At 68.1% G+C, this 14,399-nt stretch carries 11 protein-coding genes; 1 reads left to right on the top strand and 10 read right to left on the bottom strand.

Going from position 1 to position 14,399, the window contains the following annotated elements:
- The first annotated feature begins 206 nt into the window (after positions 1-206).
- Positions 207-1,016, top strand: a complete 810-nt coding sequence (locus W7U_RS21380; protein WP_230487539.1) for an acetyltransferase — start codon at positions 207-209, stop codon at positions 1,014-1,016.
- Here W7U_RS21380 and W7U_RS21375 read toward each other — a convergent pair.
- The 10 genes from W7U_RS21375 to W7U_RS21330 form a co-directional block, all read right to left on the bottom strand.
- Positions 963-2,186 (bottom strand): N-acetylmuramoyl-L-alanine amidase, encoded by a 1,224-nt coding sequence (locus W7U_RS21375; protein WP_008262474.1) that lies wholly within the window; start codon positions 2,184-2,186, stop codon positions 963-965. The genes W7U_RS21380 and W7U_RS21375 overlap by 54 nt on opposite strands.
- Positions 2,187-2,316: 130 nt before the next feature.
- On the bottom strand, positions 2,317-2,670 hold the full coding sequence (gene trxA, locus W7U_RS21370) for a thioredoxin (RefSeq protein WP_008262471.1): 354 nt from the start codon (positions 2,668-2,670) through the stop codon (positions 2,317-2,319).
- A complete protein-coding gene (trxB, locus tag W7U_RS21365; RefSeq protein WP_008262469.1) occupies positions 2,667-3,677 on the bottom strand; it encodes a thioredoxin-disulfide reductase in 1,011 nt (336 codons plus the stop codon). The genes trxA and trxB overlap by 4 nt, the downstream gene beginning before the upstream one ends.
- 103 nt (positions 3,678-3,780) lie before the next feature.
- Positions 3,781-4,551: a hypothetical protein gene (locus tag W7U_RS21360; protein WP_008262468.1), complete on the bottom strand. Its 771-nt coding sequence runs from the start codon at positions 4,549-4,551 to the stop codon at positions 3,781-3,783.
- Between the two features lie 60 nt (positions 4,552-4,611).
- Positions 4,612-5,199 (bottom strand): RNA polymerase sigma factor SigM, encoded by a 588-nt coding sequence (gene sigM / locus W7U_RS21355; RefSeq protein WP_008262466.1) that lies wholly within the window; start codon positions 5,197-5,199, stop codon positions 4,612-4,614.
- Positions 5,200-5,277: 78 nt separating this feature from the next.
- On the bottom strand, positions 5,278-8,847 hold the full coding sequence (locus W7U_RS21350) for a murein biosynthesis integral membrane protein MurJ (RefSeq protein ID WP_036429862.1): 3,570 nt from the start codon (positions 8,845-8,847) through the stop codon (positions 5,278-5,280).
- A 65-nt stretch (positions 8,848-8,912) separates the two neighbouring features.
- Positions 8,913-11,315, bottom strand: a complete 2,403-nt coding sequence (locus tag W7U_RS21345) for a hypothetical protein (RefSeq protein ID WP_008262457.1) — start codon at positions 11,313-11,315, stop codon at positions 8,913-8,915.
- Positions 11,312-12,046: an NUDIX hydrolase gene (locus tag W7U_RS21340; RefSeq protein WP_014386139.1), complete on the bottom strand. Its 735-nt coding sequence runs from the start codon at positions 12,044-12,046 to the stop codon at positions 11,312-11,314. Before W7U_RS21340 ends, W7U_RS21345 begins: the two co-directional genes overlap by 4 nt.
- A gap of 94 nt (positions 12,047-12,140) precedes the next feature.
- On the bottom strand, positions 12,141-12,449 hold the full coding sequence (locus W7U_RS21335) for a hypothetical protein (RefSeq protein WP_008262452.1): 309 nt from the start codon (positions 12,447-12,449) through the stop codon (positions 12,141-12,143).
- 364 nt (positions 12,450-12,813) lie between these two features.
- Positions 12,814-14,346: a hypothetical protein gene (locus W7U_RS21330; RefSeq protein ID WP_008262451.1), complete on the bottom strand. Its 1,533-nt coding sequence runs from the start codon at positions 14,344-14,346 to the stop codon at positions 12,814-12,816.
- Positions 14,347-14,399: the final 53 nt, after the last annotated feature.

Genomic DNA, 14,399 nt, shown 5'->3' with positions numbered 1-14,399 from the left:
TCCGCGCCCCGATGCCGAGGTTTGGCGAAACAGCATGGGTAGCAACGACTTTCGATGATCGACCGCCCGCGACCGCGTTATGGCGGCGGTTCGGGCGCCCCGACGCGTGTGGCCGGGCTAAAGCTGGCCCGATCACGACTACCTCTCCTATCCTGGAGGGGTTGTCGGTGCAGATGGCTGCCGTACCGCACAGGAGCAGGAGGCTAGTGTCCGCTCGAATCATGCCGCTGCGGCTCGAGGCCTTCGAGCAGCTTCCCAAGCACGCGCGCCGGTGCGTGTTCTGGGAAGTCGATCCGGCGACCCTCGGCAACCAGGATCACCTCACCGATCCCGAATTCGAAAAAGAAGCGTGGCTGTCCATGGTCATGCTGGAGTGGGGTTCATGCGGTCAGGTGGCGACCGCGATCCCCGACGAGCGAAGCCAGGCCGAGCCGCCGTGCCTGGGCTATGTGTTCTACGCGCCGCCACGGGCGGTGCCGAGGGCTCAACGATTTCCGACCGGCCCGGTGTCCGCGGACGCGGTGATGTTGACGTCGATGGGCATCGAACCCGGCCCCGCCGCCGACGACCTGCCGCACGGCTTGATCGCCCGGGTCATCGACGAGTTGGTGCGACGCGGCGTGCGGGCGCTCGAGGCGTTCGGCCGCACCCCGGCGGCGTCGGAATTACAGGATCCGCGACTGGTGGGTCCCGATGTGCAGGCGGTGTTGGAGGCCGTCGGCGATTGCTCGGTAGAGCGCTGTGTGATGGACGCGGAATTCTTGAAAGACGCGGGATTCGTTGTGGTGGCGCCACATACGTATTTCCCGCGACTGCGGCTCGAGCTCGACAAGGGCCTGGGATGGAAGGCCGAAGTCGAGGCGGCCCTGGAACGTCTGCTGGAAAGCGCGCATCTGGAGCAGCCGGTCGGGGCCGGCTCCACGGCGGGGAATGCGTTGGGACCACCCTGGGTGGTTGAGGGGCTACGAACCGCCCAGCTGGCTGGTGCGCTCCACCGACAATTCGTGGGCCAGTAGCTCGGCGAAAGTGAATGTGCCCGTGGGCCGGTCGTTCTTGCCCAGCAGGTAGAGCCGCTTGACCGCGGCGAGGATTCCCTCGGCGATGGCATCGCGGGTCTGGGTAGAGACCAGCATGGCGCGGTCGCGCGGGTTGGTGATGTATCCGATGTCGACCTGGACCGTCGGCATGCGGGTCAGACGCAGCAGATCCCACGTCCGGCCGTGCGTGCGACAATCCCGTAAACCGGTGCGTGCCACCACTTCTCGCTGAATGAAGTCGGCCAGATTGCGTCCGATGGTGGACACCGAACCATGGGAGTTGCCGAAGTGAAAGGACGCCACCCCGTTGGCCGCGGCGCTGAGCTGACTTTCGCAGCGCAGGCTGATCATCAGGTCGGCGCCGACATTGTTGGCGGTGGCCGCACGCTCGGCGTCCGAGGGGCTGCTGTTGACCGGACGGGACAGAAAGGTCTCCATCCCGATGGCGGTCATCCGGCCCTCAAGTCGACTCGCCAAGTCCCACAACACATCCGCTTCGCTGACCGGACCGGACGCACCGTGCACGATCAGGCCGTGATCCGCACCGCCGCGGCCCGGATCGATGATGATGCGCTTGCCCGACAGCTTGGGACCCGAACGGCGCACCAGTTCTTCTTCGCGAAGCGCGTGGGGCGATCCGCCGGTGACCCGTGAACTCAGAAAGTACAAGGAGCGCAACGTTTCCGGGCCGCAGATACCGTCGGCCGACAGCCCGTACTCACGCTGATACGACATCAAAGCGTTGTGTGTCTGCAACCCGAAATAGCCGTCGACCAGGCCGGTGTAAAAGCCGAGATCCTGCAGCCGTGCCTGCAGCGTGGCGACGTCGTCACCGAAGAGGGGCGCGCCGAATTGGTGATACAACGTGCGCGCGCCCAGTCGGTACGACGCCTCCTTGAGCGCGCGGTAGGTGGCCTCGCCGACAATGCCGTCCACGAGCAGCCCGCGATGCTGTTGGAAAGCGCGAACTGCCTGGTCAAGTTCGGCGTCGAAGAGTTCCAGGGCCACGTGCCGGCCGGTAGTGAGATCCTCGTCGTCGGAGCCGTCCAGCATCCCCAATGAGGCGAGGGTGGCCCGGATCTCGGTCACAGCGGCGCTGCGGTCACCACAGCGCAGCGCGTCGCCGTATTCGCGGCGCGGACTCGACATACCAAGGGCCCTCCGGGACAAACTGACACGCTCATAGATGGGCAACAGCTAACCGTATTGTCGCAGACGGTTCGCGAATTCCAGAAAACCCCAGGCTATGCGCCGGGGCGTGGTGCGACGATCGAATCGATTAGCTGAGGCCGGGGACCGCGTCAGAAAGCTCGCGCAGCAGCGCCGCCTTGCCCTTGGCGCCGACGATCCGCTTCACCGGCTGGCCGTCCTTGAACAAGATCATGGTGGGGATGGAGACGACCTGGAAGTTCTGGGCGGTTTCGGGGTTGGCGTCCACGTCGAGCTTGGCGACGGTGAGGTGATCGCTGCGCTCGCCGGCGATCTCCTCGAGGACCGGCGCCACCATTTTGCAGGGTCCGCACCATGTGGCCCAAAAGTCCACTAGCACAGGCTTATTGCTGGACAGCACCTCGGTTGAAAATGATGCGTCCGAGACTTCTATTGTGGCCCCGGCCTTTTCGGCATCGGTCATTGTGGTGCTCCAATCAATGTGTCGGTACTGCCCGGAAATTCGGTTGCGTCGCCCTGGGCGGCGGCGCTGGACTCTTCGTGGTCGGCGAGCCAGCGTTCGGCATCGATGGCGGCCGAACAGCCGCTGCCCGCGGCGGTGACGGCCTGGCGGTAGGTGCGATCCACCAGATCCCCGGCGGCGAACACCCCCTCGATCGAGGTACCGGTGGTGCGGCCCTGGACCAACACGTACCCGTCGGGGTCGGTGTCGAGCACCTCGCGCACCAACTCCGAACGCGGGTCATGCCCGATCGCCACGAACACCCCGCTCACCGCCAACGTCGAGGACGCACCGCTCACCGTGTCACGCAACCGCAACCCCGTCACCGTGTCGGTGCCCTCCACCGCCTCGACCGCCTTATTGGTCAGGAAAGTGATCTTGTCGTTGGCCCTCGCGCGCTCCAACATGATCCGCGACGCCCGAAACTCCTCACGGCGATGCACCACCGTCACACTGCGGGCAAACCGGGTCAAAAACGTGGCCTCCTCCATCGCCGAATCCCCACCACCGATCACCGCGATGTCTTGATCCTTGAAAAAGAACCCATCACAGGTCGCACACGAAGACACCCCACGCCCCAACAACTCCTGCTCACCGGGCACCCCCAAATAGCGGGCCGCCGCACCCATCGCCAAAATCACCGCCCGCCCGCGCACGGTCTCACCCTCGCTGGTGGTCACCGACTTCACCGCGCCCTCCAGCGACACCGATTCGACGTCTTCCATCCGCAGATCAGCACCAAACCGCAACGCCTGCTCACGCATCTGATCCATCAACTCCGGACCCATGATCCCGTCACGAAAACCCGGATAATTCTCCACCTCGGTCGTCGTCATCAACGCCCCACCAAACGACGTCCCCTCAAACACCACCGGCGCCAACTGCGCCCGCGCCGCATACAACGCCGCGGTATACCCAGCAGGACCCGAACCAATAATGATCACGTCATGCACAGTGTCGGCGGTCATGAAAACCTTTCGAGCGATCGTCTCTGGACCCGTATAAACGCCAGCGTAGGTACGGCTGTTCCCGGGAGTTCGCAACAGCGGGGGCACCGCCCATGGCACCACATTAGGGGCGCGGCACCTGGGTATTGGCCAACAGCCCGGTATCGGCGGCGCTGCAATTTGGTGAAACGACGTAGACGGCCAGGACGTGCGGGCTGTCGCCGGGTATCACCAGAACGACGCCGGGGCGCGCGTTGACCTCGACCGGGCGCGCGCCCAGCACCTGTGTGGCCGCCGGATAGCCGAGGCCGGTGAGGCAGGAGGCGCGCCGGGCGGGGTCGCTGAGCGTGCCTCCGGAGGAGCCGAAGTCGGGTGCGCGGTCGAGCAGGCCGAGGATTTCGTCCGCGGAGAGCGGGACCTCCATCGGCGGCGTCGACACCGTGATGTGCTGGACGTCACCCGGGGTGCTCGGGGCGGGTTCGGGAGCGTGCAGGAGCGCGACCGTGCCGAAGCCGATCGCGGCCAGCGCGGCGCACAGACCGGCGACCGCCGCGATGAGGCGCGCCGGCCGTAGACGCGGGCGTGCGGAGTGGGCGGCCCGTCCGGGTGGGGGCTCCGCGGATCGCAGGGCCGCCGAGATCCGGGCGGCGACGCCCGGGGGCGGGTCCGGTGCGCAGGCCGGGTCGGCGCCCACGGCGGCGAGATCGCGGCGGACACGGTTCAGCGCGGCGAGCACGCCCGCGGCCTGCGGATCGGCGCGGACCTGCCGGCGGACCCGGGCGGCGGCCTCGTCGTCGAGCGCGCCGGCCTGCAGATCGGCGAGCAGTTCGACGGTCAGCGGCGGGTCCGATTCCGCGCTGCGGTGATCCGCCCCGTCGTTGTCCGCCGCATCCATCGGACCCAGTGTCCGTCATGCGCCGGCGGATGGCCACGGATAGGCCCGCGCGGCGACCTGTCAGGCCTGGCCGGTAGCGCCCTCCGGTGCGGCGTGGGCACCGGCGTTGAGGTAGCCGAGTAGTTCGGCGAGGCGGCCGCGGCCGCGAGCACACCGGCTCTTGATCGTGCCCTCGGCGACGCCGAGCAGCCTGGCGGTGTCGGCCACCGAGTAGCCCTGCATATCGACGGCCACCACCGCGGCCCGTTGCTCGACGGGAAGGCGCATCAAGGCGCGCTGCACCGCCATCGTCGTCTCGACCTGGGCGGTCCGATCCGCGACCGGGTAGACGTCCTCCAGCGGAACGGTCGGGTGGGCCTTGGTGCGGCGCAGCCGGTCCAGGCAGGCGTTGACCACGATGCGGTGCAGCCAGCTGCCGACGGCGGCGTCGTGCCGGAACGCGCCGGCGCCGCGGTGCGCGGATAGCATGGCGTCTTGCAGCGCGTCTTCGGCATCCTCGGGGGTGCGAGTGGTGAGCCGGGCAAGCCGGTGCAGGTGGCGCTGGTGACGCAGGAAGAGCTCGCTGAAGGCGTAGCGGTCACCGGCCACATGGGCTGCCAGCAGCTCGGCGTCACTGCGGTCCCGCTTGACGTTTCCCCCGAAGCCCACGGGCGGACATTAACTAATCCCGTATCGGGCGGCACTTCACTCGGGAGCGGTGGTGTGAGTGTGTGGAACGCGCGCGGATCAGGACGCGGCCTGGACCGTGATCTCGAAAAAGCCGGCCTGGCTCTTGCCGTTCGTGGTTCCCAGCGTGGAGATCCAGACCAGCAGGTTCGACGTCGGCGAACCGGCTCTGACCGGGATGACGTTGTGGCCGGGCTTGAGCGTGAAGGCCTGAGCCAGCAGCTTGGTGTCGTTGAGGGAGGCCGGGGCCGACGAGGAGGCCGCCCGGATCTCGACCTTGGTCCCCGAGCTGGGCGTGTCGATGGTGACCTGGCCGACGACGGTGGGATTGGGCAGTTGCAGGATCAGGCCCTCGCCCTGCTTGAAACTGGGGAAGGGCACGGCGTCGGTGTAGACCTCGGTGGCCCAGGCGGTGGAAGGGTCGCCGTCGATCGCCTGTCCGGCCGTGCCCGGGTTGTCGACCTCGCCGTCGGGGGAGTAGACGCTCGCCCGGGTGGGTTTCACGACGCTGCCGGCGGCCGCGGACGCGGTGGTCGACGATGACGCCGACGCGGACGACGAGGGGCCGTTCAGCCCGAGTTCGTCCTTGTTGAGGCCACCGCCGACGTTGCCGAAGATCTTGCTCACCACCGACGCCAGCACCAGCAGGGCCACCACGATGACGGCCAGGCCGGCGCCCGCGCCGATGAGCAGGTTGCGCCGCCGGCGCGCGAAGGTCGCCTGCTCCTGACCGGGCGAGATGAGCGCCGTCGACGGCGAGGGGGAATCGTCGATCGGGCCGAGCACCTCGGTGCGGTCGGCGACCGCGGTGGCCTGCTGAAGGAGGTTCAAAAGCGTTGAGGCGCTGCGTATTCCGCCGTCCTCCTGGACCGCCCGGACGGCGACCGCGGAGATCTGGAACGGGATGTCGCGGTCGACGGCCATGGGTTCGACGGGATTGCCCGAGGAGTCGCGTTCGGCCGGCGCGAGCCCGCTGCGCACCCCGCTCTCCCGCAAGGGCCACCGATTGACCAGGAGGGCATAGAGCGCGGCGCCGATGCCGCGGATGTCGTCTTGGGGGTTGGCGTCGGGCATGGTCGCCGGGTAGGCCAGCACGACGTCGCCTTCGATGCTGACCCGCACGCGGCTGGGGTGGTCGATCGACAGCGCGACGCCGGCGCGATGTGCCGCGTCGGCGGCGGCGGCCAGCGATTGCATGGCCCGCACCGCGCCCACCGGTGAGGGCGCGGTGTCGGCGACCTCCTGCAGCGAGCCGCCCCGGATCCACTCGGAGACCACGAGGCCGCCGGAGCCGGTGTGCACCACGTCGAGCACGCGGGCGATGCCGGGTTTGTCGATGCGGCTAAGCCGCAGCGTGCGGGACAGGATCTCCTGCAGCACCTCGTCGGGCAGCGCGCCGTCCGGGTCGACGAACGTCAGCGCCACCTGCCGGTCCAGCGCGGTGTCCAGCGCCTGCCAGAACTGCAGCGGCGGCGCGCCGCCGTGGAACACCAGCAACCGGTACCGGCCGCCGGCGATCCGGGCGCCGGGAACCAGGTGGACGTCGTCGCCCGGCGAGTCCGCGGCGCGCTCGCGGGGCGCGTCGAAAGAGGCCGGGCCGCGCCGGGTTTCGCCACCGATGTCGCCGTTGGCGGGTTCGGGCGGGCGGGACGTCGAGCGTTGCGGCTCGTCGGCGGGGATGCCGGGCTGGAAGTCGTCGGCGACCGGCCGCGAAGTCCCTGACCCTGTGCCGGGGCCGGCGCTGGATGCGGGGCTCTCCATCGGTCGGTCGGTCACCTCCGGTCCTTTCGCTAGCCGGGCTCGGTTTGCCCGCTCCGGAGGCCTGCGCCGGATCGGCTCCTGGACCGCATTGACCCCAGGCGGGGACGAATTCCTCTGCTCAGGGTACGTGACCGGGCGCCGGTGAGACGATCGATCCGCTGGCTTCGGTCTGCGGGGCCGCGGCCCCCGGCCGGTGATGCGGAACCGCAGGGCGTCCAACGCGGCCTGCGCTTCGGGGACCTGCGCGCGGAGCATGACCGTGGCCGTGATCGGCAGCATGATGAGCCCCAGCACGAAGAGGCGGACCAGAGAGCCGGCGCCGCCGTGCTCGGTCAGCCCGTCGAGCCCGAACAGCCGATCCGCGACGTGCGCGGTCAGGCCGGCCAGCATGGATGCGGTGAGGGTCACCAGGATCGTGCGCACCTCGGCGACGCCGATCAGGTGGCCGCCCGCGGGCAACAGCGCGCGTCGCAGCAACAGGTAGCCGACGAGAGCGCCGGCGAGAAAGCCGACACCGTTGGCCATCCCCAGGAAACCGGCTACCAGCTTGGGGTCGTCGGTGAGGTGGGGCGCCAGCACCGAGCCGAGGATCTTGACCGCGGTGATGACGAGGATGATCACGATCGGCGTCCAGGGCTGTTCGCGCGCGTAGAACACCCTCAGCTGCAAGAGCACCAGGCCGTAGGGGATGAGCGTGAACGCCGAGAGCGCGATCGCGGCGCCCAGGTATCCGGCGTCGACGTTGCCGAAATGACCGTAGGCGAACAGCGCGCTGCCCATCGCGGGGCCGCCGACGGTCATGAAGGCCACGATCGGGATCAGCGTGATCAACGTCAGCCGGGTGGCCAGCGACAGGTCGGCGAGCACGGCTTTGGTGTCGTCGGCGGCCGCGTTGCGGCTCAGCCGCGGCATCACCACCGTCAGCACCGTCACCCCGATCATGCCGAACGGCAGCATCAGGACCATCCACGTGTAGTTGTAGATCGCGGGCCCGGATGCCGCCGCGGTGCTGGCGATCTGGTTGCCGACCACCAGGCCGAGCTGGCTGATCAGCACGTAGAGCACCATCGCGGCTGCCATGGTGCCGAATCGTTTGAGGCGTGCGTCGATGCCCCACAGCGGGCGCAGGTCGATGCGTTGCCGGCGCAGCGCGACCAGCAGCATCCCGGTTTGCGCGAAGACGCCGAGCGTGGTGCCGATGGCGAGCACCAGCAGCTTGGCGTTGCCCATCCGCACGGGATCGACCGACAGCTCACCGGGGACGGCCGCATAGATCGCCAGGGTGGCCAGCGCCACGACGTTGTTGACGACGGGCGCCCACGCGGTGGGCCCAAACACGTTGCGGGTGTTGAGGATCGCCATGAACACCGAGGTGAGTCCGTAGGCGAGGACCTGCGGGAGAAGCAGGTAGGCGAAGGCGACGGTCAGGGGCTCGTTGACTTGCGGGTCGCGACCCAGCATCAGCCGCACCAGCAGCGGGGCGGCCAGCACCGAGACCGCGGTGGCGAAGACCAGCAGCGCCGTCGTCAGCGTGACCAGGCGCCGCACGAACGCAGCCCCGCCGTCGGGGTCGCCCTGCTCGGCGCGCGCGAGCACCGGCACGAAGATCGCGGTGAACGTCGCCTCCAGGACGAGCGCCGCCACCAGGTTGGGCAGTTGATTGGCCACCGAGAACGCGCTGGACAACGCGGCGCCCAGGATCGCGGCGAGCAGCACCACCCGGGCGAAGCCGGTGAGCCGGCTGATCAATGTCGCGAAGGCCATCGCCCAGGACCGCGACACCAGCGCGGCGTCCGACAGTTCCGGGCGTCGACGATCGATCCCGGCGGGCACGGGCGGCAGCGGCCCGGTCGGCGGCGAGCCCTGCATCGGGGAACGGCGCGGCGGCTGTGGCGGGCGGTGGTGGTGCGAGGGGGCCTGCCGGTAGGCGGGGGTCATACTCGGTGCTCTTGTTCGACCCGTTGGTCGGCATCGTCGTGCGTGGCGCCGGATTCGGCCGCGTGCCGGGCGTGGGGTGGGTCGGGGCGATCCAGGTCGGCGGGATCGGGCTGGCCGCGGAAGCGGTGCCACAGCCGCCGGCCCGCCAGCAGCACCAGCACCGCCGCAGCCGACAGCGTGATCGCGAACAGGACCTTGCCGTAGGCGTTGGAATGCACAGACAGCCGCACCGGCTCGCCCAGCCTCAGACCGTCCGACGTCCGCAAGGTCACGTCGACAGCGACGCGTTGGGTGAAGTTCACCTCGATCGGAATCCGCAGCGGGAGGTAACCGGGCGGCAGTTCGATCTGCCCGACGTCGGTGACGTTCATCCCCGGCGGGGCATCCACGTGCACCCGCACCCGGATCGGAACACTCAGGCCGTTGTGCAGCGCCAACGGCAGCGGGCTGTGCTCGGTGGCCAGCGTGTACGAGCCGCCCGGGTTGACGATCGTGACGGCGCCGAACAGGTCGTTGATGGTCTTACCGACCACGGCCAGGCGCTCTTGCGCCAACCCGTTGCGGGAGTCGGGGGGTTCGGACTGACTCAGCGCGCGCAGCATGTCCTCGCGCAGCGGCGCCGTGTATTGGACGCCGGTCAGCCCGGTGCGGTCGTCGGTCATCAGTGCGGACGTCAATCCCGACAGCCGGCCGACCTGGCCGGCGATCGCGGCGGTGACGTCGTCGTTGAACTGCCCGCGCGCGGAGGCGTAGGCGCCGGCTTCCTCGGGGGGTTCGGTGTGCGACGAGGCGTCGGCGATTACCGCCGGCAGGGGGCGCGGCACCGCCAGACCGGAGCGGATGGAGGTGCTCAGCGCGGTGAGCATGACCTGCGCGTCGTCGGCCTGCAGGTTCCACGTGGCCGGCGGGACCAGGATCTGGGTGCGCGGCGCGTCGTCGGGCCGGAGCGCGTGCCAGAAGATCGAGCCCAAGGCGTCCTGGCGGCGCGCGGTCACCGAATCGTGCGCCAGCCGGACCGTCAGGGACGGGTCCAGGTAGGTGGGCACCTCGGGGCTGGATCCCGCGCCCGCCAGCGCGGCCCCGACGGCCGGATCGAACGGCGCGACCGCGACCTGTGGGGACAATCGCCGGGGCGCGGTGTCGACGGCGGTCTCCGAGGAGCCCTGCGCGTCGGCGGCCGACAGGTCGGCAGCGGTGATCGCGACCGTGCTCTCGTTGGCGCCGAGCAGCTTGACCGCGCGGTTGGTCAGCGGGGCATCGGGCACCAGCGTGGCGCCGCGGGTTGAAGAGACGTCCAGGATTTTGTCGACGATGCTGTTGCCGGTCGTGGTGGCGGTGGCGGTGAGGCCGGGATCGTTGACGCGCTGCAAGGCGTCCAGGTCGGTTTGTGCGTAGGGCAGCGGGGCCACGCAGGTCCGGCGCGCGAGCGCGCGCAGGCGGTTCAGCCATTCGGTCGCGGTGGCCTGTCCCGTGCCGGGATGGGTCGGGGTGCCCGGAATTTGAGCCGGGCCGTCGGGGGAATTGGACACGACGTAACCCGCGGTCATCGCGTTGACGGTGACCAGCAGGTCGGGGTCGATCGCCAAACACAGCGCGCGGCCGACGGCGCCGTCGGGGTCGACGTCGTGGCTGGTCGCGACCTCGGCCGCCGACAGGAGGATGTCGAGTCGGCCGCCGCTGGCCAGTGAGGTGGCCAGGTCGTCGTCGACCAGCCGGACCGGGATGGTTCCCCCGGGCACGCCGGGGGCCAGCCGTGGCCGATCGGCCAGCGGCCACAGCATGGTGATTCCCACGGGTTTGGAGGTATCGGGCGCGACGGCGGAGCCCACGTCGTCGGCGCGGTCGGGCGGCACCCCGACCACCGGCAGCAGGAAGCGCGCGTTGTCCAGCCGGGCGGGAGCGCCGTAGTCGGGCGTGCCGTTGACGTTGACCAAAACCGGATAGATGCCGGGCTTTTCGGCTCCCAGCGACGGTTTGGTCAGCGCGCGTAGCGGGGCCGACAGGGTGAAGCCGACCTTTTGCCCGCGCTGCAGTTCGGGCGCCACGGTGAGGAAATCGGCGGCCGCCTCGTACCGGTCGGTGTCGCCGTCCAGAGTGGTGCGCAAGCCCGCGGACGTGGTGACCGCGCCGGAGTGCTCGAGCCGGACCATCACGTCGCGAACGGGGCGGTCGCCGATGTTGATCACCATGCCGCTGACCGTCACGACGGGTGGACTGGTCGTGGTGACCACGTCCGGGGTGACCTGGTCGATGCGAACTCGCACGAACGGCGTCACCCCCGGCTCGCCCGCGGCCGCGGGTGGAACCACCGGCCCGGCGAGTACCGCGAGTCCGGCCACGATGCCGAGCACGGCCGCGATGCGCAGCAAGCGGGCCCGACGGAGAAGCGGCGCCGTCACGGCCCCGGTCCGTGGCCGTTCTTCCGGCCCGTGGCCGGTTTGTCAGAATGCCGGGTCCGCGAATGCGTCTGCGGGCGGCGCCGCGGCGCGCTGGGCGGCAGCGGGGGGAGCGCGGACGGGCCGTCGCTTTGCAGCTTGTCGATCAGTTCGTCGGCGACGCGGGCCAGGCGGCGTTCGTCGGCGTAGGCCAGCCGCGATGGCAGTTCTTGCATGGGCACCCAGGCCACCTCGGCGACTTCGAGGTCCTCGTCGGAGAGCTCGCCGCCGGAGAAGCGCATTAAGTAGTGGTGCACGGTCTTGTGCACGCGGCGGCCGTCGGTGACGAACCAGTAGTCGATGCGCCCGAGCGCGGCCAGCACGCTGCCCTTGATGCCGGTTTCTTCGGCTACTTCTCTAATTGCTGTCTGTTCGGCCGTCTCACCGAGTTCGATGTGGCCCTTGGGCAGCGACCACAACATCCGTCCGCGCCGGTCGATGCGGCCGATCAGGGCGGCGACCTGCGAGTCGCGCGGTCCGTCGAGCCCGTCGATGACCAGCCCGCCCGCGGATGTCTCGTGGACCGTGCGCAATCGCTCCGGCCCGCGGCGGGACCCGCGCGATCGGCGCGGTTTGGTGGCTGTCGAATCGCCGTTTACTTGACCGTTGGTCTGCTTCTCGGACGAAGCCGCAGCGCCACGACCGCGGCGCCGTCCCCGGCGCCGACGTGGTTTGCCTTGTTCGCCGTCCGACACCCAAGCGATAGTAGCTGGCACGGCATGCTCTCCTGGACATACTCGCCGCTGGGTGGGTGCGCGATGGCGCGAAGGCCATAGTGCCTCCGCCGCGTCAGATCGGGCCGATCGCTTGGGCGATGAGCCAGATTGGAACAAAGATGAGTACTGACAACGGCGCGGAGAGGCTACCCCAAAACATTCCACGGCCGATCTGGCCCGTCGTGCCGCCAGCCCGTGCAACAACAGCACCAAGCCCCACATACACGAGTAGAACGGGTACCGCAAGAAGAACCAAGATTAGCCAGGGCATGAAAAGCCAAGTGGCAAAGTCGATCACGAGGATATGCGCCAGGGTGACGAGAAAACTGACCGGCCCGTAACGGCCATTTGTCGGGTCAAAAGTCGTTCGGTCCACCAGCACCCCATTCAACGCATCGTTAGGTAGGCGTAAAACACCCCGCCGATGAGTACAAGGGCGGAACAGCTGGCGAGGCTAAGCGAAATACCGCGACTTCGCGACGATGGCGACCAAACCAGTGCGCCGCTGATCGACAATGACACCACCGTCGCAATAAGCGTGGCAGTCACCATCCAAGCGCGTTCGCCTGCGTACGCACTGTGCGTTTTGAACGGCCCCTTACCCAATAGCCATGAGGTGAGTATCAGTAACGCCAAGACACCTTGCACGACAAAAGGTGCAGATACGGTCGCGGTACGCCAAGCAGCGGCAGCAAAGAATGGCTTGCGAGTTGAAGACCGCATAGCTAACCGTCCTCACTTTGCGATCAGGCCGTAACTGCGCCACCGGCCGGCAGCGGAGGAACCGACGGCGCGCCCGTCACCGGGCCGAACTCCGTCGGGGGTAAAGCGGTGAGCACATCGTACTTTGGGTTCCATCCGCCGCTGTCGAACGGTGCAAATGCCTCACCGCCGAGCGGGCCGACGTCATGGTGTCGGGGCAAATTTAAAAGGGGCCCATCTGAGCTGCCGGATCGCGCCGGGTCGATAAGCACCGTCTGGGTCGTACCACCTGGTCGGTCTTGATACACCTCGAGGGAGGGGTAATTGGAGCGCGTGCCATTTACCTCCACACCGCCGGGTCCTGGTGTGAAGACCAAGTCACCGTTGACCGTCACCGTGTGGTCCATAAGCGGCCCTTTGGGATCGGCGGAGATGCCTGGCGCGAAAGGATTGCCGGCGTCGTATTTAATCCGAACCGACCCATCGGCCAGTTGAGTGACGCTGCCGGTAGGCGCGCCGACCTTCACCGGACCCGGCCCACCGGCCGAGGTTTCCTCAACCGAAGGGTTCTGCCTCAAGACGACGATGCCGTTTTCGTAGTCGATATATGCGGTCACCTTGGTGTCCTCTGGGTCGAAATTAGAATTGGGACCGCGGTTGTTCCCAAGATCTCGTTTCCAAGGCGGAAAGCTTCTTACGTCCCGCTGCTCGATCCACTGCGATACGCGCACCACTCCCTGGCCGGGCACTGGCCGAATCTTCACCACCTCGATCTGCGATTTGGCACCTTTGAACTTCGGGTCGTAGGTCTGCGGGTCAAGGGCTGCGGCCGTCGCCCAATCTGCATCTGAGGTGGGCTCGCGCCCGAATGCCTGCTTGAACGCCGCAATCTGATTGTGCAAGCGTTGCTCGTCTTGCTGCTGCTTTGCAGGCGTCTCCGGTAGGTGGGCGTCCACGCCCTGGATTAGCGCGGGGTCGTAACCGTCCTGCGTTCGTAGATTGCTCATCGAGGTCTGTAGATGCCGCGAATACTGATTGCGAATATCGTTGAGCTTGCTTAAGGACGCCTTAGTGTCGTCGATCGCATGCTGTTCGAGCCCGGTGATGTAGTGGTCGAGCAGCCTCCTATCCGAGGCGGTTAAGTCTGGAGTTTTCTCGAGCTCGACGGCCTCACCGATCTGATCGTCCAGGCCCTGCAGCGCTCCTTCGAGCCCCGAAATCTCACCCTTTCCCGATCGCTGGGCTTCGGCCAGCATGACCGCGATGTTTTCTAGATCGATCCCGATCTTGGGCAACTGAGCGGCCTGCACTCCGAGCGACGTTCTGGCGCGCCGCACTTCAGCGGCGTCGTTGATTGGATTCTCACCGTTCTCGTGCGTCCACGCCGTCTCGAAGTGGTCCTGTGCCTGACGGAACGCGGCTTCGGCTTCGGCCGTGGACCGGCCGGCGTCGTGAAACGCTTTCGCAAGACTCGCGATCTGGGCTGGGCGGCCGCTCTGCAATGTGCCATTGACCTTCCACGGGTCGCCACCCGCGAACATGATCAGTGCGCCCTTGCTTATGTACCGGAGATGCACTGCATCACCCCGCCGTTCACCCTTCTTGTCGGGCGTAACGCTACTACCGCGAA

The sequence above is a fragment of the Mycobacterium sp. H4Y genome, from assembly GCF_000364405.1.
GTDB lineage: Bacteria > Actinomycetota > Actinomycetes > Mycobacteriales > Mycobacteriaceae > Mycobacterium > Mycobacterium intracellulare.
The sequence above is the reverse complement of the archived record's forward strand: the minus strand, read 5'-3'. Positions and strand labels throughout refer to the sequence as shown.

Bases quoted from the DNA above. Each gene is read 5' to 3' on its own strand.
- W7U_RS21375 (WP_008262474.1), bottom strand. From the start codon at position 2,186: ATGTCGAGTCCGCGCCGCGAATACGGCGACGCGCTGCGCTGTGGTGAC.
- trxA (WP_008262471.1), bottom strand. From the start codon at position 2,670: ATGACCGATGCCGAAAAGGCCGGGGCCACAATAGAAGTCTCGGACGCA.
- trxB (WP_008262469.1), bottom strand. From the start codon at position 3,677: ATGACCGCCGACACTGTGCATGACGTGATCATTATTGGTTCGGGTCCT.
- W7U_RS21360 (WP_008262468.1), bottom strand. From the start codon at position 4,551: ATGGATGCGGCGGACAACGACGGGGCGGATCACCGCAGCGCGGAATCG.
- W7U_RS21350 (WP_036429862.1), bottom strand. From the start codon at position 8,847: ATGCAGGGCTCGCCGCCGACCGGGCCGCTGCCGCCCGTGCCCGCCGGG.